Annotated in this window: 20 protein-coding genes, 1 tRNA gene and 2 pseudogenes; 22 read left to right on the top strand and 1 reads right to left on the bottom strand. The window is 30.8% G+C overall.

Going from position 1 to position 20,020, the window contains the following annotated elements; genetic code table 11:
- Window positions 1-361 (bottom strand): annotated as a pseudogene (locus TCEL_RS03810) (transposase); the annotation flags it as partial.
- Window positions 362-535: 174 nt separating this feature from the next.
- On the opposite strand from TCEL_RS03810, the gene TCEL_RS03815 reads away from it, so the two are divergent.
- The 22 genes and pseudogenes from TCEL_RS03815 (at window position 536) to ftsW (ending at window position 20,019) form a co-directional block, all read left to right on the top strand.
- Window positions 536-610: transfer RNA gene (locus TCEL_RS03815), tRNA-Glu, on the top strand.
- Between the two features lie 109 nt (window positions 611-719).
- A complete protein-coding gene (locus tag TCEL_RS03820; protein WP_018661313.1) occupies window positions 720-1,082 on the top strand; it encodes a phage holin family protein in 363 nt (120 codons plus the stop codon).
- Between the two features lie 166 nt (window positions 1,083-1,248).
- Complete coding sequence (glpX, locus tag TCEL_RS03825) at window positions 1,249-2,223, top strand: class II fructose-bisphosphatase (RefSeq protein WP_018661316.1); 975 nt, start codon at window positions 1,249-1,251, stop codon at window positions 2,221-2,223.
- A 149-nt stretch (window positions 2,224-2,372) separates the two neighbouring features.
- The gene (thpR, locus tag TCEL_RS03830; protein WP_018661318.1) at window positions 2,373-2,921 is read left to right on the top strand and encodes an RNA 2',3'-cyclic phosphodiesterase; all 549 of its coding nucleotides are present in this window, start codon (window positions 2,373-2,375) and stop codon (window positions 2,919-2,921) included.
- Between the two features lie 13 nt (window positions 2,922-2,934).
- Window positions 2,935-3,576, top strand: a complete 642-nt coding sequence (locus TCEL_RS03835) for a TVP38/TMEM64 family protein (protein WP_018661320.1) — start codon at window positions 2,935-2,937, stop codon at window positions 3,574-3,576.
- Window positions 3,577-3,581: 5 nt separating this feature from the next.
- Complete coding sequence (locus tag TCEL_RS03840) at window positions 3,582-3,836, top strand: DUF896 domain-containing protein (protein WP_018661322.1); 255 nt, start codon at window positions 3,582-3,584, stop codon at window positions 3,834-3,836.
- Between the two features lie 20 nt (window positions 3,837-3,856).
- Window positions 3,857-4,408: a 5-formyltetrahydrofolate cyclo-ligase gene (locus TCEL_RS03845; RefSeq protein WP_018661324.1), complete on the top strand. Its 552-nt coding sequence runs from the start codon at window positions 3,857-3,859 to the stop codon at window positions 4,406-4,408.
- Between the two features lie 72 nt (window positions 4,409-4,480).
- On the top strand, window positions 4,481-5,893 hold the full coding sequence (locus TCEL_RS03850) for an aminopeptidase (protein WP_018661326.1): 1,413 nt from the start codon (window positions 4,481-4,483) through the stop codon (window positions 5,891-5,893).
- 103 nt (window positions 5,894-5,996) lie between these two features.
- Window positions 5,997-6,842 carry a DNRLRE domain-containing protein gene (locus TCEL_RS03855; RefSeq protein ID WP_018661328.1) on the top strand — a complete coding sequence of 282 codons (846 nt, stop codon included), beginning with the start codon at window positions 5,997-5,999 and terminating at the stop codon, window positions 6,840-6,842.
- A gap of 11 nt (window positions 6,843-6,853) precedes the next feature.
- Window positions 6,854-7,741: a DUF6385 domain-containing protein gene (locus TCEL_RS03860; protein WP_018661330.1), complete on the top strand. Its 888-nt coding sequence runs from the start codon at window positions 6,854-6,856 to the stop codon at window positions 7,739-7,741.
- Window positions 7,742-7,781: 40 nt separating this feature from the next.
- Window positions 7,782-9,596 (top strand): tetratricopeptide repeat protein, encoded by a 1,815-nt coding sequence (locus TCEL_RS03865; RefSeq protein ID WP_018661331.1) that lies wholly within the window; start codon window positions 7,782-7,784, stop codon window positions 9,594-9,596.
- A gap of 10 nt (window positions 9,597-9,606) precedes the next feature.
- Window positions 9,607-10,266, top strand: coding sequence for a hypothetical protein (locus tag TCEL_RS03870; RefSeq protein WP_018661332.1), 660 nt, complete (start codon window positions 9,607-9,609; stop codon window positions 10,264-10,266).
- A gap of 48 nt (window positions 10,267-10,314) precedes the next feature.
- Window positions 10,315-10,533: a hypothetical protein gene (locus TCEL_RS03875; RefSeq protein WP_018661333.1), complete on the top strand. Its 219-nt coding sequence runs from the start codon at window positions 10,315-10,317 to the stop codon at window positions 10,531-10,533.
- A 202-nt stretch (window positions 10,534-10,735) separates the two neighbouring features.
- Window positions 10,736-10,891 carry an aspartyl-phosphate phosphatase Spo0E family protein gene (locus TCEL_RS13170; RefSeq protein WP_018661334.1) on the top strand — a complete coding sequence of 52 codons (156 nt, stop codon included), beginning with the start codon at window positions 10,736-10,738 and terminating at the stop codon, window positions 10,889-10,891.
- A gap of 145 nt (window positions 10,892-11,036) precedes the next feature.
- Window positions 11,037-11,465 carry a division/cell wall cluster transcriptional repressor MraZ gene (gene mraZ / locus TCEL_RS03880; protein WP_018661336.1) on the top strand — a complete coding sequence of 143 codons (429 nt, stop codon included), beginning with the start codon at window positions 11,037-11,039 and terminating at the stop codon, window positions 11,463-11,465.
- A gap of 21 nt (window positions 11,466-11,486) precedes the next feature.
- Window positions 11,487-12,416: a 16S rRNA (cytosine(1402)-N(4))-methyltransferase RsmH gene (gene rsmH / locus TCEL_RS03885; protein ID WP_018661338.1), complete on the top strand. Its 930-nt coding sequence runs from the start codon at window positions 11,487-11,489 to the stop codon at window positions 12,414-12,416.
- A gap of 29 nt (window positions 12,417-12,445) precedes the next feature.
- A complete protein-coding gene (locus tag TCEL_RS03890; RefSeq protein ID WP_018661340.1) occupies window positions 12,446-12,910 on the top strand; it encodes a septum formation initiator family protein in 465 nt (154 codons plus the stop codon).
- 27 nt (window positions 12,911-12,937) lie between these two features.
- Window positions 12,938-15,076: a stage V sporulation protein D gene (locus TCEL_RS03895; RefSeq protein WP_018661343.1), complete on the top strand. Its 2,139-nt coding sequence runs from the start codon at window positions 12,938-12,940 to the stop codon at window positions 15,074-15,076.
- Window positions 15,077-15,133: 57 nt separating this feature from the next.
- Window positions 15,134-16,576 (top strand): annotated as a pseudogene (locus TCEL_RS14060) (UDP-N-acetylmuramoyl-L-alanyl-D-glutamate--2,6-diaminopimelate ligase); the annotation flags it as partial.
- A gap of 39 nt (window positions 16,577-16,615) precedes the next feature.
- Entirely contained in the window at window positions 16,616-17,926 is a 1,311-nt protein-coding gene (locus tag TCEL_RS14065; RefSeq protein WP_242823449.1) for a UDP-N-acetylmuramoyl-tripeptide--D-alanyl-D-alanine ligase, read from the top strand.
- Between the two features lie 10 nt (window positions 17,927-17,936).
- Window positions 17,937-18,896, top strand: coding sequence for a phospho-N-acetylmuramoyl-pentapeptide-transferase (gene mraY, locus TCEL_RS03905; RefSeq protein WP_018661347.1), 960 nt, complete (start codon window positions 17,937-17,939; stop codon window positions 18,894-18,896).
- 10 nt (window positions 18,897-18,906) lie between these two features.
- Window positions 18,907-20,019 (top strand): putative lipid II flippase FtsW, encoded by a 1,113-nt coding sequence (ftsW, locus tag TCEL_RS03910; RefSeq protein ID WP_018661348.1) that lies wholly within the window; start codon window positions 18,907-18,909, stop codon window positions 20,017-20,019.
- Window position 20,020 lies beyond the last annotated feature (1 nt).

The raw sequence follows: 20,020 nt of genomic DNA on the forward strand, positions 1-20,020 counted from the left end.
CAATAACCTACTACAGCATCGACGGACCATTTATCTTTAAGAATTTTTGTTTCTGCATACTTTATAAAAGCTTCGGCTGTAGCTATTTAATTTTTGCTCCGCAATTTGAGCGATGATTTTCATATACAGCCTGACCTGTTTCAGGGAAATAACTTGTAAATGTAGATAAATCACTTTTAAGCTGTAAGGTAGTACCACGTTTAATTTCACGGGAGATAGTACTTGGACTACGTCCTAATTTTTTAGCAATATAGCGAATACTTTTACCTTCTTTTAGTAATGCATAAATTTCTCCACGCTCATAGCTATTTAGGTGTTTAAAAGAACGTACAGTTGTGTTAGAATTAATTTTATCAACCATAGTGAAAACCTCCTGTATGTTTGGATTTGACACCTATATCATACATGATTTTCACTATGGTTTTAATATTTTTTATCTGTTGCATTTAATTTTACAATGAACCAATTAATTTTGATTATTTAAAATATATTGACAAATTACAAAATTATGTTAAAATATAATTGTAAGTGAAATGGCCCTATGGTCTAGTGGTTAGGACGCCGCCCTCTCACGGCGGTAGCTGGGGTTCAAATCCCCATAGGGTCACCAAAGAACCTTTTTAAAAGGTTCTTTTCTGTTTTAAAGCAAAAATACATAACACTATTTATGAATAAATCTCCCAGATTGAGAGAAAATACTCATGAAGGGAGGTTTTAATATGGCAAGAGAAATAAGAAGAGAAGAAAATGCTGGAATTTTAAGTACATTATTAAAATTTGTTGTTAATGCAGTTGTACTTTTGGCTGTTAGCTTTTTAGTACCAGGATTTGTGGTTGTGGGCTTTTGGACAGCGTTTTTAGCATCAATTGTAATTACACTTTTAGACTATTTAGCAGGAGCAGTATTTAAGATTGATGCTTCTCCTTTTGGAAGAGGCTTGAGTGGTTTTATTATAGCTGCAATCATCGTATATTTAACTCAATTTTTCGTTGCAGGTGTGTCAGTTAGTATATTTGGTGCATTGATTGCAGCAGTTGTTATTGGTCTATTTGATGCATTAATTCCAACAGATGTATTTTAAAGTTTAATTAGAAGATGATATGAATTATATTCAATTCATATCATCTTTTTTATGGCTAAATGTTATAACACAATTTATTAATTAATTGAAATAAGTTATACAATATAGAAAATATGATATATATATGATATAATAATTAACGAATTCTATGCATGGAGGTAAAGTTATGGCTAATCATGATATTGCTATGGGGATTGTGAGAGTTACTGAGGCTGCAGCTTTAGCATGTTCTAATTTGTTAGGTAGAGGAGATGTTGATTTAATAGAAAAGGCTGCAGTAGATGGGGTTAGACATGCATTTGAGCTATTACCAATTAAAGGTAGAGTAGTTATAGGGGAATGCGATCTAGATAAAAAGCCTATTATGTACATAGGTGAGAAGGTAGGAACTTGGAATGATGGATTAAAGGAATATGATGTTGCAATTGATCCACTAGATGGGCCCATTCTTGTGGCAAAGGGAAGGCCAAATGCCATTTCGGCTATAGCTGTAAGTGAAAAGGGCAAAATTTTTAAGGCACCTCAAATATATATGAAAAAGATTGCTGTAGGACCTAAGGCAAAAGGGACTATAGATTTAAATAAGAGCCTTACAGAAAACATAAAAAGAGTAGCTGAGGCTTTAAATAAGGAGATAGAAGAAGTAACTGTAATGATTCAAGACAGGCCCAGACATAAAGAGCTTATAGATGAGGCTAGAAGTGTTGGGGCTAGAGTTAAAATATTTGGAGAAGGAGATATTGCAGCAGCATTGGCAACAGCTTTTGAAGAAACTGGAGTAGATATGCTTGTTGGTATAGGTGGTGCTCCTGAAGGAGTTTTAGCAGCTGCTGCTTTAAAGTGTTTAGGAGGAGAAATATTAGTAAAGCTTATGCCAGAAAATCAAAGGCAAGTAGATATGTGTAAAAGAGCAGGACTTGATGATGTAAATAGAATATTATCTCAAGATGATTTGATAACATCAGATGATGTATATTTTGCGGCAACAGCTGTAACTGATTCAGATCTATTAAAGGGAATTGTTTATAAGGAAAATTATGCTACAACCCATTCAGTTGTAATGAGATCTTTAAATGGTGTTGTTAGATTTGTAGATGCTATTCATAAGCTTGATACAAGCCTAATTAAGATACAGGAATAAATTTAATAGTGATTTAAAACTTATGTATAAAAAGAAATGCTGAAAGATAATTACAGCATTTCTTTTTTATTATCCATAATAAGTAGAATAGCTTAACTTATTTTGGAATTTGTATTATACTAATGTGTATAAACACTGGAGGTGATGGTATGCGTACTTTTATAACATTTGATTTTGATAGGGAAACAAAAGAGAAAATTTATAGAATTCAAAGTAAAATTAAAGAAGGTAGCATAAAGGGCAGGTTTAAATATATAGACAATTTCCATTTAACAATTAAGTTTTTAGGAGAGACAGATGAAACTAAGATAGGCCTTATATATCAGGATTTATTAAGAAAATTAAAGGGAAAGCCAAAAATAAGTATATACTTAAAGGGATTAGGAAGCTTTGGAAAAGGAGAAGTTATAAAAACAATATATCTAAAATGCCATGGTGAATTGGATAAAGTTTATGAGATAGCAAAGGAAGTGGATAAAATAATTTCAAATTATGGTTTTAAGATGGAAAATAGCTTTACACCTCATGTAACGATTGCACAGGAGGTTTTATTAAAAGATTCATTTGAAGAGTTACAAATAAGCTTAGAAGATGAAAAAATTGATAATATTATTTTAGATAAAGTAATAATAATGAAGAGTGAACAGAAAAATGGAAAAAGGATATACACACCTCTTTATATATTACCATTAGAGTAGTGGGGATGATCATGTGAGACTTAAAAGATACATAAATGTATTAATTTTATTAGTTTTAGTTTTAGTAATTTTGAAATTTAGATCACAAGTTTTAAATATGATAAAAAATCCTAGTCAAATTAGAGATTTTTTGCTTTCCTACAGGCAGTATGCTGTTTTTATTTTTCTTGTTATATCTACAGTAAGATCAGTTTTTCTTTTGCCTGCGGGTGCTTTTGCAGTAATTTCAGGCTTGACATTTGGTAATTTTATTGGCACACTACTTACATGTGTGGGTGTAACTTTAAGTGGAATACTTGCATATCTTTTGTCTAGTTTGCTTGGTGGGGAATTTGTAGAAAACATATTAAAAGATAAAATATATAGAATTAATAAGTATATAAAAAACAATGGGCTTTTTTATATGGTTTCCTTAAGATTAATACCTATATTCCCATTTGATGCTGTAAGCTATGCATCAGGCTTATTAAAGATAAATTTTAAGGATTTTGTATTAGGAACGTTTTTAGGGAGCATACCAGGAGCATTTATTTATACTTTTTTAGGTAATTCTCTTTTAGATGTAGGGAGTATTAGGTTTAAAATATCTTTATTACTTGTTATAATATCCTCTATGATTCCGATTATTTATAAATATGTTCTAAAGAAAGGATGATTTTTATGATAACTAAGGAACAGATACAAAGAATAAATGAGCTTTATAGAAAGTCTCAAAATGAAGGTTTAACTGAAGAGGAAAAGAAGGAACAAGCTTATTTAAGAAGGCTTTATATTGATTCGGTAAAAGAAAGTCTAAGGGCTCAACTTGAAAGTATTAAAGTAGTTGATAAGGATGAATATGAAAGATTGATGAAGGATAAAGGATGTTCCTGTGGACATGAACATCACAGCTGCGGATGTGGCCATAAACATTAATTTTATAGGCAGTGATTATTATGAAAAGCGAATTAAGAAGTAAGTTAATTGAGGTAAGGAAAAAGCTCTCTAAAGAAGATGTTGAAGCAAGAAGTAGGAAGGTAGTTGAAAATATATTAAATTGGGATGTTTTTAATAGGTGTAGTGTAGTTATGCTATATTCTTCCTATAGAAACGAGGTAGATTTAGACTATATTGCCGATGAATTAATTAGAATAAATAAGACAGTTGTTTATCCAAAATCAATAAAGGAAACATATGATATTGTTCCCTATAAAGTTGATAGTAAAAGTCAATTGATAAAGGGTGCCTATGGGATATTAGAACCCATATCAACTGAAAAGATAGATAAGAATTTGATTGATATAATTTTAGTTCCTGGTGTTGCCTTTGATAAAATGGGATATAGGTTAGGGTATGGTGCGGGGTATTATGATAGATTTTTAAAGGATTATAAAGGAATAAAGGTTGGTGTATGCTACGATTTTCAAATAGTCGAGGATGTATATAGGGATGATCATGATGTTAAAATGGATTATTTGGTTTGTGAAAGGGGAATATTAAAACTATAAACAAAAAAATTGAAAAAATTTTAAATATAATGTAAAATAGGTTTGAAAGGTTTGCCAAAGGGGGTACATATAATGGACACAAAGGAACTTCAAAAGTTAACTAAGAAATATGAATATGTATGGGATAAGTTAACAGAAACAGATCTTAAGGATATGATGAATTTTAGTGAAGATTATAAAAAGTTTATGGACTCTTCAAAAACAGAGCGTGAAGCATGCCATGAAATAGTAAGAAGAGCAAAGGAAAAGGGATTTGTTGATATCAATGAAGTAATTAGCCAAAATAAGAAACTAAATGCTGGTGATAAGGTTTATGCAGTAAATAAGGATAAGGCAGTTGCTCTATTTATTATTGGTAATGAACCGATGGAAAAGGGCTTTAACATAGTTGGATCACATATAGATTCACCAAGAATAGACTTAAAACCAAATGCATTATATGAAGATGAAGGTTTTGCAATGCTTGAAACTCACTATTATGGTGGAATTAAGAAATATCAATGGGTAACTATTCCATTAGCGATACACGGTGTAGTAGTTAAAAAGGGTGGAGAAGTTGTAAATGTTGTAATTGGTGAAGATGAGAATGATCCTGTAGTGTACATAAGTGACTTATTAATACATCTATCAGCAAATCAAATGGAAAAGAAGCTTGCAAATGGAATAGAAGGAGAAGACTTAAACGTATTATTTGGAAGCATGCCTATTGAAGATAAAGAGGCAAAGGATAGAGTTAAATTAAATATCCTAAAGCTATTAAATGAAAAATATGGTATGACAGAAGAGGATTTTGTTACAGCAGAACTTGAAATAGTACCAGCGGGTAAGGCTAGAGACGTTGGTCTTGATAGAAGTATGGTTATGGCATATGGACATGATGACAGAATTTGTGCATTTACTTCACTGGCTGCAATGCTTGAAATAGAAAACCCTCAAAAAACATGCTGTGCCCTATTTGTAGATAAAGAAGAAATAGGTAGCAATGGAGCAACAGGAATGCATTCAAGATTTTTTGAAAATGTAGTGGCTGAAATAATGGAGCTTAAGGGAGAATATACAGAGCTTAAGTTAAGAAGAGCACTTGCAAATTCATGCATGTTATCTTCAGACGTAACATGTGGTGTAGATCCAAACTACCCTGGCGTTGTAGAAAAGAAGAATGCAGCATATCTAGGTAAAGGAATTGTCCTTACAAAATACACTGGTTCAAGGGGAAAATATACTTGCAATGATGCAAATGCTGAGTTTATGGGCAAGGTAAGAGATATATTTAATGATAATGGTATTGTATGGCAAACAGCTGAGCTTGGAAAGGTAGACCAAGGTGGTGGAGGAACAATAGCTTATATTTTAGCAGAGTATGGTATGGAAGTTGTAGACTGTGGAGTAGCACTTTTAAGCATGCATGCACCATGGGAGATAGCAAGCAAGGCAGATATTTTTGAAACATATAGAGCATATAAAGCATTTTTATTAAATGCGTAATTTAATTATTTGTATTAGCTATGTAACGTAAAGTTACATAGCTTTTTTATTTTTTATTAAATTTTATTGATGTACAATCATATAATGCATTAGGAGTGATGGTATGAGTGAAGTAGTATTTTTAACAGAAAAAACCTTAACTATTACAGACGAACAACCTGATATTAATATTAATACGGACATAATATGTTGTGGAAGTAATGGAAGATATATTTATAGAAGCTTTGTTTATTTTGATTTATCATCATTACCTTACAATGCATTTGTAACTTCAGCTAGGTTACAATTATTTCTGTTAGAAGATTATTTTAAGTGTTATAGTAAGAATTTATACATATATATGCTTAAAGAGGATTTTGGTGAATTTACAACATTTAACCAACAACCTAAAGTTTGTATGGAACGTGTAAATACAAATATATCATACAAGAAGTATGGGTTGATTGAAATAAACATAACTTCTTTTGTTCAAAAGTGGATAAGTGGGGAGGTAATAAACAAAGGATTGGCATTGAAATGCGATGAAAATAAAAAATCATTAGTTGCATTTGGATCTAAGAATAATAGTCAATATTCAGCAATTCCTAAATTACATATAAATTTTATCAAATCAAAGGAAGAGAGTGAGTTTTATACTAGATTCGTTGAAGTAAAAGAGGAAAGTTTTCAATTGCGTTTTGTGAATGTAGGATATAGCAGTATTTTTGATGTTAGCAAAATTATTATTGGAAGTTTTTTTATAAAAAATATTGGGGAGAGGGATGTAAATGTACGTGTTGATGTTAGTTCAGATGGAGTAAATTGGATAAAAGATAGTGAAAAACAAGTATATCCAAACCAATGTGATATACTTGTGCCAAAATATTATGGAAAGCACTACAGAATTGTTACATATACGCTTGGAGAAGGAAAAGTTGATATAAAATTTATATATCAGGTATATAAATAGGGGGGGTATATATGCCAAACAATGCTGTTTTTACAAATAGTGCAAGTGATTTGAAGGTACAGATTTTTGGATCAAGTACAACATTACCAATAAAAGTTGATAGCGATGGAAAATTACAGATTGCATCTATAGACAGTCCTGTAACCTTAAGCGGAGATCTAGACATTAGAGATTTATCAAGTTCCCAAGATAGTGTGGCAGTTTATGGAAGTAGTGATGGTGGAACAACAAAAACAATTTTAAAAACAGATAGTAGTGGAGCCCTTTATGTAACAGCTGAATCTTTAACAGTAGAAGCTGAAGACCTTGACATTAGAACTTTAACTCCAAACGATAGTATATCAATTTATGGTACAGATGGAACAAATAATGTACAAATTAAAACAGATAGCAATGGAAGAATTGAAGTAGCTTCTATTCAAAATACTATTGATGTTAATGTAACAAACAGTGATTTAGATATAAGAAACTTATCAGAAGGACAGGATTCAATATTAATTTATGGAAATGATGGTTCAAATAATGTGGTTATTGCAACTGATAGTGAAGGTTATATTAAAACAGTAAGTGCTAAAAGAAGCTTTATAAGTAGTTTGAATAGTAATTTAAGTACTGATGATGATTACACTTATTTAAGCTTTATTGATGTGTCAATGTATTCTGATTATGTATTCTATGTAAAAAATAAAGGTAGTAACAGTGCAAGTTTTGTAGTTCAGATTAGTCCTACTGAAAATGAAAGTGATGCTATAACTCATATAACAGATATTGAAGTAGAAGCAGGACAAAAAGAATTGATAATACCAAGTAAATTTTTACGTTATTTAAGATTAGGTTATAAGTCAAAAAATAGTGGACAGTCTACAACATTAGATATCTATTTCCAAGCAAGATATTAATTAGATTGGGTGGGAGGGTGGGAGTTAAGGGAGGGATTAAATGAATATTTCAGGGGTAATAATTGGGGTTTCAGATATAAATGAGAAGCTGGTAAATCAGTTGAAGAGTCTATGTAAAGAGATTATATATGTACCAATCATAAAGGCTATTAATAAATATAAAGATGTTAAGGAAGTAAATATAAATTTTGATGGTAATATTTCTAAACTAAAAAATATTTGTTCTTCTAATGTTATTGGAGACTATGTGCTTTTTGTTTATTCAAATGAATATTTTTCAGATACAGATAGTTTTTTAAGCATAGATTTTAAACACGAAGCTTATGAATTTAATGTTGTTCAGCAGAGACCAGAAGGTGTTGTAATTGAAAAACAGATAAGATTGAATAGAAAAGAAAAAACTTATATAGGTTTTAGTGGTAAAATTATACCATCTAATGATGTTAGAGTTGTAAAATCTATTATAAATACAAGTTATACTTCAAGAGAAGAAAGGATAAAAATTTATTCACAGTTGATCAAGTATAAAAGCGACTTAAAGTATATTGATTTTATTAAATATTTAATTGAAATTAATTATTTTATAGAGCAGTATGATGAGGTTATCAAATTGTATAGGACTATTTTAAAAGAAGTAGATGATTATACTAAAAGATTAGTAGCATTGTCCTTTTTTTATAAAAACAAATATTTAGAAGCAGAAGTATTGTTTGATGAATTGAAACAAAAAAAATATTCGGATGCTTTTTATTTTTCAGCATTGATAAATAAAAGGCTTGGGAATTATAATGAAGCTATTGAGGATTTATTAATAAGTTTACAGGTTAAGGATTATTCAGTTTGTATATGGGGATACAATTCATTTTTGAGTTATTATGAACTTGGAGAAATTTATTTTTATTTAGAGGATTTTAAAAAGGCATTGATGTATTATAGTTATGGGTATAATTCAAATAAAGATTATTTATTTTTAAATAAAATGTTTATAATTTTTAAGATATTAAATTATAACACATATGTGATAGAAAGTTATTTAAGGGACAATTTAAATATAGTAGGAAGAGAGTTATATATAAATATGATGAGGGGACTTCGAGATACGTCTAGATGGGAAGAGGTTTTAAGATACAGTATATTTGAGGATGATTTGGAATCGATTGAAACTAGAATATTAGCGTATTATCATATAGGAGAATATAGTAAAGCTTTAGAATTGTTAATTATTCATTTTAAGTATCTAGATAAGGAGTTATTCTCAGCTTTAGGTATTTGTTGTGTTCTTCTAGAAAATTCATTATATTCAAGCAGATTTGCAGATTTTGTTGAAATGGTTAAGTCTCAAAACCTTAGTGAACTTATAGAAGCACATAATTATTTTGCATTTAATACAGAATATAAAGGAAAAATAATATATCTTGAAGCTTTAATCAAGATATTGATAAGAAGTAGAAATCCAAAAGTAGCAATATTTTTACGAAAGTTGATGTCAGATGATATCAATATAAATTACTATGAGATGTTAAAAATGTGTTATGAAAATGGATTTTATGATATATGTGAGCAGATTATAGAAGAAAAATATGTAGATCAGAAATTTGATTTTAATGTACTTTCAATAAATGCAAAAATTAATTTTATAAAGGGAAATTATCAAGAATGCGAAAAATATATTTCATATGCATTGATGATTAAAGAAAGTGATGAGTTAAAAAAACTCCTCTGCATGTGCAGAATAAAAAACTGTATTTTAACGATATTAAAGTCAAAGGAGCTTAATGAAAAAACATCTTGTAAAAGATCCATAGATTATTTGGAGATTGTATATAATAATTTAAATATATTTAAATTTGAATGAGGAGGCAAGTATGGAAAGAGAATTGATAAATTTTATAACAGAGGATGATATAAAAAGAGAAGTAGATTCCTATCAAGCTATAATTAAATTTATAAAGGAAAACTTTAGAGAGGGAGAAGATTTTGGTAAAATTGCAGATTATCCAAAGCCTAGCTTATTAAAACCAGGTGCAGAAAAATTGTGTTCTCTACTTAATTTATCTGCACATGTTGATATTATTGAGAAGGTGGAAAACTTTAGAGAGGGTATATTCCATTATGTTTGTAAGTGTACTCTTAAAAACAATTTTGGAATAATTGTATCCGAAGGTTTAGGTTCCTGTAACAGCAAAGAAAATAAATTTTTAAATCAAAATCCATACGGAATTGCAAATACGGTTTTAAAGCTTGCAAAAAAGAGGGCGCTAGTTGATGCGATACTTACTGCTACAAGAACTTCAGGTATGTTTACTCAAGATATTGAAGATATAGATGAGGTTATTAGCTTAGAAGTGGAGAAGAATTTAGCAACATCAAGCCAAAAGGCATTTATTGCAAAGCTTGCTAAAGATAAGGGGTTAACTGAAGCTCAGTTTATTGAGTTTACAAAGAAAATAACAGGTAAAGAGAAGTCGAAGGAATGGACAAAAGAGGATGCTGCTAAAATAATTAAGACTTTAAAGAATAAATAGAATATAATTTTTATACATGCAGCACAATATGAATAAAGGGGTGATATTGTGCTGCATAAGGATATTTTAAATTATAATAATCCAGACTTTTCACAACCAATATCAATATTAGAAGAAATTGATTTTATAAACTACAATTACGATGAATTACCTTTACAAAGACTGCCAGAAGAATTAGATAGATATGCTAGCCTTGGAGCTATAGGTATTGCATTGAATGGACTAGGAAAAAGGATTGAGTCTGAGCATATTTTAAAGAGGTTGTAATTTAAAAAAGATAATGGATGGATTTTATGTTATGTTCTATAAAATCCATCCATTATTTTAATAGAAAAAATGGACAGATACTTGTAAATATAAGTAATTTAGATAACAAAAACATTTTTTTATTGACAAAATATTCGAAAAAGATATAAAATAAAAGTCGAACCTCCACTTTTCACCACAAAAAATAGGGGGAGGGGTTTAAATGCTTAAAGAAAAAATCGAAACTTTAAGAAATGAGTTATATGATGCTATTTTAAATAATAGATTTGATTCAATATTATTATTAAGTCAAGAATTAGATAAGCTAATAGTTGAGTATTACAATACATCAACAACAAATGCTTATCTTCCATCTTAATCACCTATTAGCCAAGGCAAATGCCTTGGCTAAAAAATTTTTTTGAAAAAATAAAAAATAATGTGGAAGGATTTTTATTTTTATTATAGAATATTAATTGTAGTGGTGGAAAGTGGAGTAAAGTGGTATAAAAGTGGAGGATAAGATGTTCATAGGGGAATATACTCATGCACTTGATTCCAAAAATAGAATGATAGTACCTGCTAAATTTAGAGAAGGTTTAGGTGGTAAATTCATAATAACCAAAGGACTTGATGGATGTCTCTATGTTTATCCTCTTGATGAGTGGAAAAAGCTTGAGGATAAGTTAAAGGAACTTCCTTTAACTAATAAAGATGCACGAGCTTTTGTTAGGTTTTTCTTTTCAGGTGCATCTGAAGTTGAGATAGACAAGCAAGGTAGAGCATTAATTCCCCAAAATCTTATCGAATATGCAAAGATAGAAAAGGAAATAGTAAGTATAGGAGTTTCAAATAGAATTGAAATTTGGAGCAAGGAAAAGTGGATTGAATACAATGAACAAAATATAGATTATGACGAAATAGCAGAAAAAATGTCGCAGCTGGGAATATAGTAACATGAGGTGGTAAAATTTATGGAATTTAAACATGTATCAATAATGCTAAATGAATGTATAGAAGGTCTAAATATTAAGCCAAATGGTATATATATAGATGGTACTTTAGGTGGAGCAGGTCATTCAAGTGAGATAGTAAAAAGGCTTAAAGATGGAATGTTAATTGGTATAGATCAAGATAAAGATGCTTTAAAAGCTTCAATGGAGAGGTTAAAGGGCTATGATAATGTAAAGTTTGTACATAATAATTTTGCCAATATAAAGGACGTATTGCTTGATTTAGGGATAGAAGGTGTAGATGGTATCCTTTTAGATTTAGGTGTATCATCCTATCAGCTAGATACACCTGAGAGAGGATTTAGCTATATGCATGATGCAAAGCTTGATATGAGAATGAATAGAGATTCGGATATAACAGCTTATGATGTAGTAAATTTTTATACTAAAGAAAGGCTTACCGAAATTATCAAAGAATACGGAGAAGAAAAGTGGGCATCAAGAATAGCAGATTTTATAGTTAAACAAAGGGCTGTAAAGCCTATTGAAACTACATACGAGCTTGTAGATGTAATTAAAGCGGCAATACCTGCGTCAGCAAGGCGTGAAGGTCCACATCCAGCAAAGAGGACGTTTCAAGCAATACGTATAGAAGTTAATAGAGAGATTGAAATATTAGAGAAGGCTATTAACGATTGCTTAGATGTACTTAATCCTGAAGGAAGGTTATGTGTTATCACCTTCCATTCGTTAGAGGATAGGATTGTAAAGAATGTATTTAAGTATAGACAAAATCCTTGTACTTGTCCTCCAAGTTTTCCCGTATGCGTATGTGGAAAAAAGCCAGATGTAGAAGTTATAACTAAAAAACCAATTGTTCCTTCGCAAGAGGAATTAGAATTAAATCCTAGATCAAGGAGTGCAAAGCTTAGAATAGCAAAAAAAATATAGGTTCTAAAGGTGTATGGGGGTGAATATTTATGGTAATGGCAAGAAAAAAAGGAAATTATGTTACTTCAGGTAATGTTGCATATAAAGTTCAAGTAAATGAAAAAAGGGAAGTTAAAAAAGTTCAAAAAACAAAACAAAAACAGAATAGAAACATTAAAGCCAAAGTTAAGGTTTTACAATTTATTGGTATGCTATTTCTTTTTTCAGTATTAACATTATCAAGATTTGTAGTTATTTATAATATGAATTCACAGCTTAGAGATTTAAAGAAACAAATAGTTCAAATACAAAAAGAAAATGAAAATTTACAAGTTGAACTTGCAAAAATTAACAACATTAAAAATATCGAAAATGTAGCAGTTACTAAGTACAATATGATAAACCCCAAGGCTGAAGAGGTTAGATTTGTAGATGTTAAGATGTTAGCTTCAACAGAGGAAAAGAAGGTTACAGCCTATGAAATATTTCAAAAGATAGTTGGATTTATATATTGATTTTAATACTCTCTAGGGGGGATGTATTTGTCTAAAACAACGCTATCTATGAAAAGAAGGATTGCTGTAGTATATGCAATCATAATATTAGTTCAAACGGTAATTGTTGGAAGATACGCATGGGTTCAACTTGTATGGTCTCCCCAATTACAAAGGATGGCACAAGAACAATGGACTAATAATGTGGTTATTGAAGCAAAAAGAGGTAAAATATTAGATAGAAATGGGAATCCACTGGCTTTAAGTGGAAATGTAGATAGAATAGATGTATTTTTGAAGGATGTTATAAATGCTGAGAAAAATAATAAAGTTACAAAGGATGAAATAGCTAGTAAATTAGCACCGCTGCTTGGAATGAGTAAAGAGGATATATTAAAAAAGCTTAATATGAAGTATAATGCTGTTACTATAAAAAGAAGGGTTGAAAAGGACATAGGAAATAAAGTAAGAGAACTAAAGTTGCCAGGGGTAATTGTATCTGAAGATACCAAAAGATACTATCCCAATGGCAATTTTTTAGCGCATATATTAGGTTCAACAGATTCAGATGGAAATGGCCGATCTGGTTTAGAACTATATTATAATAAGGAACTTAAGGGGATACCAGGAAGATTAGTCGTTCAAGCAGATGCGTATCACAGGGAATTACCATATGAATCGGCAGTTTACGATCCGCCAAGAAATGGATATGATTTAGTTTTAACTATAGACCAATCAATTCAATTTTTTGTTGAAAGAGCCCTTGAGCAGGGGTTAAAGGAATATAATGCCAAAAGAATAAGTGCAATTGTGATGGATCCAAAGACAGGAGAAATATTAGCAATGGCAAACAAACCTGACTTTGACCCTAATAATCCTGTAGGAGGATTAGATATTCAAGAGGCTTTAGCTAACTGGAGAAACAGAATGGTTCAAGAAGTTTTTGAGCCAGGTTCCATATTAAAGGTGGTAACTGCAGCAGCTGCATTAGAAGAAAATATAGTAAGTGATAATGATAAATTTGTGTGTACTGGTGGTAAGATGGTAGCTGGACGAAGGATTAAATGTTGGAGAACATCAGGACACGGTACACAAACTTTTGCTGAAATACTTCAAAATTCTTGTAACGTTGGATTTATGGAACTTGGTTTAGAGCTTGGTGCTGAAAAGCTTCATAAATATTTTGCACTATTTGGATTTGGTCAAAAAACAGGTATAGATTTTCCAGGAGAAGAGAAGGGACTTTTGACACCAGTTTCAAAAATGGGACCAGTTGAAACAGCAAACCAAGCATTTGGTCAAGGTGTTGCTGTAACAGGAATTCAATATTTAACAGCACTTGCGGCTATTGCAAATGATGGTGTCATGATGAGGCCACACCTTTTAAAACAAGTTATATATACAGATGAAAATGGCAATACTTCTGTAATAAAGGAATATATGCCACAATCTGTGAAACAGGTTGTATCAAAGGAAACAGCAATTAAATTAAGAGAAATATTAGAAAGTGTTGTAACAAAGGGTGCTGCTAAAAAGGCATATTTAGAAGGATATCATGTTGGTGGAAAGACAGGTACTGCACAAAAACCAAAGGAAGAAGGAAAAGGTTATGCAGCAGGTAAATATATTTCATCCTTTGCAGCTATTGCACCTGCAAATAATCCTAAAATTGCTATATTGGTATCCATTGATGAACCTGATCCATCAAATTATTATGCAGGAAGTACAGCAGCTCCACTTGCTAAAATTATAATTGAAGATATAATGAAATATTTAAATGTTGAGCCAGATAGTACAGCAGTTCAAGTTCCGGAAGTTGTTGTTCCTGAAGTTAGAGGTTTAAAGTTAGATGAGGCTATAAATATTTTAAAACAGTATAAGTTCGAAGCTGAAAAGCAGGGATCAGGAGATATCGTTTATGATATGAGTCCAAAGCCTGGGGTATCAGCAAAACAAAATACTAAAGTAATTCTTTACATGGGATATGAACAAAATAAGAATGCCAAGGTGATTGTTCCTGACTTTAAGAATTTAACTAAGAAAGAAATACAGGATCTTGCAAAATCAATTGGTTTGAAAGTTAACATAAGTGGAGAAGGTATAGGAGCAACTCAAGATATTCTTCCTGGACAAGAGGTTGACAAAAATACCACTATAAACGTATTATTAGAACAGCCAGAGGATTAATTTATTTAGCACAATATGGTTTTCCATATTGTGCTAAAACATTAAGGAGGTATGTATATGAGGTTGTTTGATATGCTTAAAGGGTTAGACTACGTCTTGATTAAGGGATCAGATCTAGAAATTGAACATATTACATATTCAAGTAGAGAGGTAGTAGAGGGAAGTTTATTTTTTTGTATAGAGGGGTTTAAAACAGATGGGCATCAATTTATTCAAGATGCAGTAAATAGAGGTGCTAAAGCTATTATTGTATCAAAGGATGTTAATGTAGAAGAGGATGTTACAATTGTAAAGGTTAAGGATACTAGAGAGGCAATGGCAATCGTATCATCAAACTTTTATGGAAATCCGTCTAAGTTTTTTAACGTAATAGGTGTAACTGGAACTAATGGAAAAACTACATCTACTTTCATGATTAAATCCATTTTAGATGAATATAATAGAAAAACAGCACTTTTAGGTACTATATATAATATAATAGGTGAAAAGATAGAAGAAGCTAAAAGAACAACACCAGAATCAATGGATTTACAGAGACTTTATAGTGAAATGAAAAATAGTGGAATTACGGATTGTATAATGGAGGTATCTTCTCACTCCCTTGAGCTTAAAAGAGTCTATGGTGTTGAATTTAAGGTAGGAATATTTACCAATTTAACTCAAGATCATCTTGATTTTCATAAAACTATGGAAAACTATTTCAATGCTAAGATGAAGCTATTTGAAAATAGTGAAAACTGCATTATAAATATAGATGATGAATATGGAAAAAGAGCAGCTGAAATGTTTAAAAATAAAAGGGTAATAACATATGGAATAGATAACAGAGCTGATATAATGGCAGAAAATTTAAAAATAGATTCAGATGGAAGTCAATTTGATTTAGTTATTAATGGTGTTAAACGAAGAGTAAAACTTCATCTACCTGGAAAATTTAATGTTTACAATGCTTTAGGATGCATTGGAGCAGCAATTGCTTTAAATATACCAGTTGATATTGCAATTAAAGGATTGGAAAAATTACAGTCTGTACCAGGTAGAAGTGAAAAGATAGTTTCACATGCAGGGTTTACAGTTGTTATAGATTATGCACACACTCCAGATGGAATAGAAAATATTTTGAAGGCGGCAAGAGAATATACAAGTGGAAGGCTAATAACTCTATTTGGATGTGGTGGAGATAGGGATAAAGGCAAAAGACCACTTATGGGCAAGGCTGCTGGAGAACTTTCAGATTTTTGTATAATAACTTCTGATAATCCAAGAAGTGAAGATCCTATGGCTATAATAAATGATATTATTCCTGGTATTGAGCAGACTGGTTGTAAATATATAGTTATTGAGGATAGAAAAAAGGCTATAGAATATGCAATAAAAAATGCTAAAAAGGGAGATGTAATAGTAGTTGCAGGAAAAGGTCATGAAAAATATCAGATACTTAAAGACAGAACGATTGAATTTGATGAAAGAAAGATAGTAGAGGGTTTTTTGAAGGAAATAATTACAACAGATGACATTATTAAGGCTACTTGCGGGAAAGTGTTTAATTTAAATGAAAATATTATTATAAACAAAATAACTACAGATAGTAGAAAGGTAGAAAAAGGGGATGTATTTATAGCTTTAAAGGGAGAAAAATTTGATGGACATGATTTTTTAGGAGAGGTAAAAGATAAAGGTGCAGTTTGTGCCGTTGTTTCAAAATTTATACCAAACGTTGATATTCCTCAGATATTAGTTGATGATACATTAAGGGCTTATAAAGAAATTGCAAGATATTATAGAAGAAGATTTGATATACCTATAGTAGCAATTACAGGAAGCTGCGGAAAAACAACAACTAAAGAGATGATTGCATCTGTATTATCTAGTAGATTAAATGTTCATAAAACTGAAAAGAACTTTAACAATGAGATAGGACTTCCAATGACAATATTAAATTTAAAGTCTAAACATGAAGCATCGGTTGTTGAAATGGGTATGAACCATTTTGGCGAAATTGAAAGTCTTTCTTATGTAGCTTTGCCTAAAATAGCTGTTATAACAAATATAGGTACAGCACATATTGAAAATTTAGGCAGCAGAGAGAACATACTAAAGGCAAAAATGGAGATTACAACATACTTCAATGAAGAAAATATATTAGTTATAAATTCTGATGATGATATGCTCTCTACAGTTAAAACTGATAAATATAAAATAATAAAATTTGCAATAAATAGTGATGCTGATTATAAAGCTTATGATATAATAGATTTAGGACAGGATGGAATGGAATTTAAATGTAATATATCTGGAGTTGAAAGAAGATTTAAAGTTAATTTGCCAGGACAACACAATATATATAATGCTTTATCTGCAATAGCTGTTGGAGATATACTTGGTCTACAATATGAAGATATATATAATGGAATATTAAATTTTAATCCTGGTAGCATGAGGATGAACATAGTTGAGCTTAAGGATGATATTAAGTTTATTGTAGACTGCTATAATGCAAATCCTGATTCAATGAAGGCAGCAATTGATGTTTTAAATAAATTTAATGGGCGAAGAATTGCTGTTTTAGGAGATATGTTCGAATTAGGTGAATTTTCAAAGGCTATGCACAAGGAAGTTGGAAATTATTTGGTTGATAAATGCGATGTATTAATTGCTATAGGAGAATTTGCAAAGGAATATTATAATGAAGCAATGGGTAAGATTGAATGCTACTACTTTATAAATAAAGAAGAGGCTTTAGATTTTATAAAGAATTTTATAAAAAGAGATGATGTAGTATTATTTAAGGCTTCAAGAGGAATGAAGCTTGAATATATATCAGACAGCTTGATAGAGCAAAGGAAGTGAGGTTGTAGACATGGAACTTACAATTTTTGCAACTATACTATCATTTATAATCGTATTATTAATCGGACCAATTGTTATACCTCTATTAAAAATATTTAAGTTTGGACAAAACATAAGGGAAGAGGGGCCTAAGAGCCATCTAAAGAAGGCAGGCACTCCTACCATGGGTGGATTAATGTTTATAATAAGCTTAATAATAAGCGTATTAACCCTATCTAGCAAAATAAGTAGTGCCCTATGGATTGCTCTTATTACAACTGTAGGATATGGATTAATAGGGCTATTGGATGACAGCTTAAAAATAATAAGAAAGAAGAATTTAGGACTTAGAGCCTATCAAAAGCTTATAGGTCAAATTACGTTTGCTTTAATTCTATCAATCTATGCTTATAACAATTCCGATATTGGAAGCTTTGTTCATATACCCTATACAACAAAGTTTATAAATTTGGGTATGTTCTATATACCATTTATGGTGTTTGTAGTAGTGGGAACTACAAATGCAGTTAACTTAACTGATGGATTAGATGGATTAGCCTCAAGTGTGACATTGATAATATGTGTGTTCTTTGCTATTGTAACCTATGGATTAAAAAAATATGATTTATCACTATTCTGCGGAGCGTTAGCTGGAGGTCTTTTAGGCTTCTTAAAGTATAATGCGTATCCTGCACAGGTATTTATGGGAGATACTGGTTCATTAGCATTAGGTGGGGCTATATCTGCACTTGCAATACTTTTAAAGATGCCTTTTATTCTTGTTATTGTTGGATTAATATATGTAGTTGAAGCCTTATCAGTAATAATACAGGTTGTAAGCTTTAAGCTTACAGGAAAAAGAGTATTTAAGATGGCCCCACTACATCACCACTATGAACAGTTAGGATGGCATGAAACAAAGATAGTTGCATGGTTTAGTATATTTACAGCTATATTTTGTTTGATTGGTTTTTTAGCAATTAGTTTTTAGGGGGTTAACAATGAAGGAAAAAAGAGGTCCCATAGATTTTGTGCTATTTGCAGATATATTAGTGCTGTTATCAATAGGTGTTTGTATGGTTTTTAGTGCAAGTATGCCTGAAGGGGAAAGGTTCTATGGTTCTCCATATTATTATTTAATCAGGCAAAGTATTTGGGCAACATTAGGCGTTATTGTAATGCTTTTTACATCTAATATAGATTATAAATTTTGGAGAAATAAAAATATATTATCAATAGGATTTATAGTAGTTGTCTTGATGCTTATTGCTGTATTTTTATTTCCACCAGTAAAGGGTGCAAGAAGATGGCTGGGTTTTGGTTTTGCTAAAATTCAGCCATCAGAAATAGCTAAGATATTTATTGTTTTATTTTTATCTAATATGATTGATAAAAAAGGTCCAGAAAAAATGAAAAGTTTAACTAAAGGTCTGTTGCCAGGATTGATTGTAATGGCTATATTTGTAGGACTTATAATTAAGGAACCAAACTTAAGTACCTCTGTAATTATTGCAACTGTTTCAATGATACTTTTATTTGTGGGTGGAGCTCAAATTAAATATATGATAGGACTATTTTTACTAGGAGTTGCGGCGGTAGCAGGGGCTATTCTAGTTGAACCTTATAGATTAAGAAGACTTGTTGGTTTTATGAATCCATGGGCAGATAAGCTTGATACAGGATATCAAGCAATACAGTCGTTGTATGCTTTAGGTTCTGGTGGATTGTTTGGAAGAGGTTTTGGATTTTCAATGCAAAAATTTCATTACATTCCTGAAGCACAGAATGACTTTATATTTTCAATATTAGGAGAAGAATTAGGATTTATAGGTACTTTTTTTGTGATTATATGTTTTTCAATTTTAATATGGAGAGGAATTAGGATTGCAATTAATTGTAAAGATAAATTTGGAAGTTTAGTTGCTTTAGGAATAACTTCAATAATAGCAGTTCAGTCTTCTGTAAACTTTCTAGTTGTTTCTTCTTTTATGCCTGTAACTGGTGTAACATTACCACTAATTAGTTATGGTGGTTCATCATTACTTTTTACAATGGCAGGTTTAGGTATATTACTAAATATTTCAAGATATATAACAAAGGATGGAGTTGATTGAT

This window comes from Thermobrachium celere DSM 8682, from assembly GCF_000430995.1.
Taxonomy (GTDB): Bacteria; Bacillota; Clostridia; order Clostridiales; family Caloramatoraceae; genus Thermobrachium; species Thermobrachium celere.

What these genes read in the sequence shown, in the direction of transcription:
- thpR (WP_018661318.1), top strand. Translation starts at nt 2,373, where the DNA reads ATGCGTACTTTTATAACATTTGATTTTGATAGGGAAACAAAAGAGAAA.
- glpX (WP_018661316.1), top strand. Translation starts at nt 1,249, where the DNA reads ATGGCTAATCATGATATTGCTATGGGGATTGTGAGAGTTACTGAGGCT.
- mraZ (WP_018661336.1), top strand. Translation starts at nt 11,037, where the DNA reads ATGTTCATAGGGGAATATACTCATGCACTTGATTCCAAAAATAGAATG.
- TCEL_RS13170 (WP_018661334.1), top strand. Translation starts at nt 10,736, where the DNA reads ATGCTTAAAGAAAAAATCGAAACTTTAAGAAATGAGTTATATGATGCT.
- TCEL_RS03820 (WP_018661313.1), top strand. Translation starts at nt 720, where the DNA reads ATGGCAAGAGAAATAAGAAGAGAAGAAAATGCTGGAATTTTAAGTACA.
- TCEL_RS03865 (WP_018661331.1), top strand. Translation starts at nt 7,782, where the DNA reads ATGAATATTTCAGGGGTAATAATTGGGGTTTCAGATATAAATGAGAAG.
- TCEL_RS03860 (WP_018661330.1), top strand. Translation starts at nt 6,854, where the DNA reads ATGCCAAACAATGCTGTTTTTACAAATAGTGCAAGTGATTTGAAGGTA.
- TCEL_RS03855 (WP_018661328.1), top strand. Translation starts at nt 5,997, where the DNA reads ATGAGTGAAGTAGTATTTTTAACAGAAAAAACCTTAACTATTACAGAC.
- rsmH (WP_018661338.1), top strand. Translation starts at nt 11,487, where the DNA reads ATGGAATTTAAACATGTATCAATAATGCTAAATGAATGTATAGAAGGT.
- mraY (WP_018661347.1), top strand. Translation starts at nt 17,937, where the DNA reads ATGGAACTTACAATTTTTGCAACTATACTATCATTTATAATCGTATTA.
- TCEL_RS03890 (WP_018661340.1), top strand. Translation starts at nt 12,446, where the DNA reads ATGGTAATGGCAAGAAAAAAAGGAAATTATGTTACTTCAGGTAATGTT.
- TCEL_RS03850 (WP_018661326.1), top strand. Translation starts at nt 4,481, where the DNA reads ATGGACACAAAGGAACTTCAAAAGTTAACTAAGAAATATGAATATGTA.
- ftsW (WP_018661348.1), top strand. Translation starts at nt 18,907, where the DNA reads ATGAAGGAAAAAAGAGGTCCCATAGATTTTGTGCTATTTGCAGATATA.
- TCEL_RS03845 (WP_018661324.1), top strand. Translation starts at nt 3,857, where the DNA reads ATGAAAAGCGAATTAAGAAGTAAGTTAATTGAGGTAAGGAAAAAGCTC.
- TCEL_RS03840 (WP_018661322.1), top strand. Translation starts at nt 3,582, where the DNA reads ATGATAACTAAGGAACAGATACAAAGAATAAATGAGCTTTATAGAAAG.
- TCEL_RS03870 (WP_018661332.1), top strand. Translation starts at nt 9,607, where the DNA reads ATGGAAAGAGAATTGATAAATTTTATAACAGAGGATGATATAAAAAGA.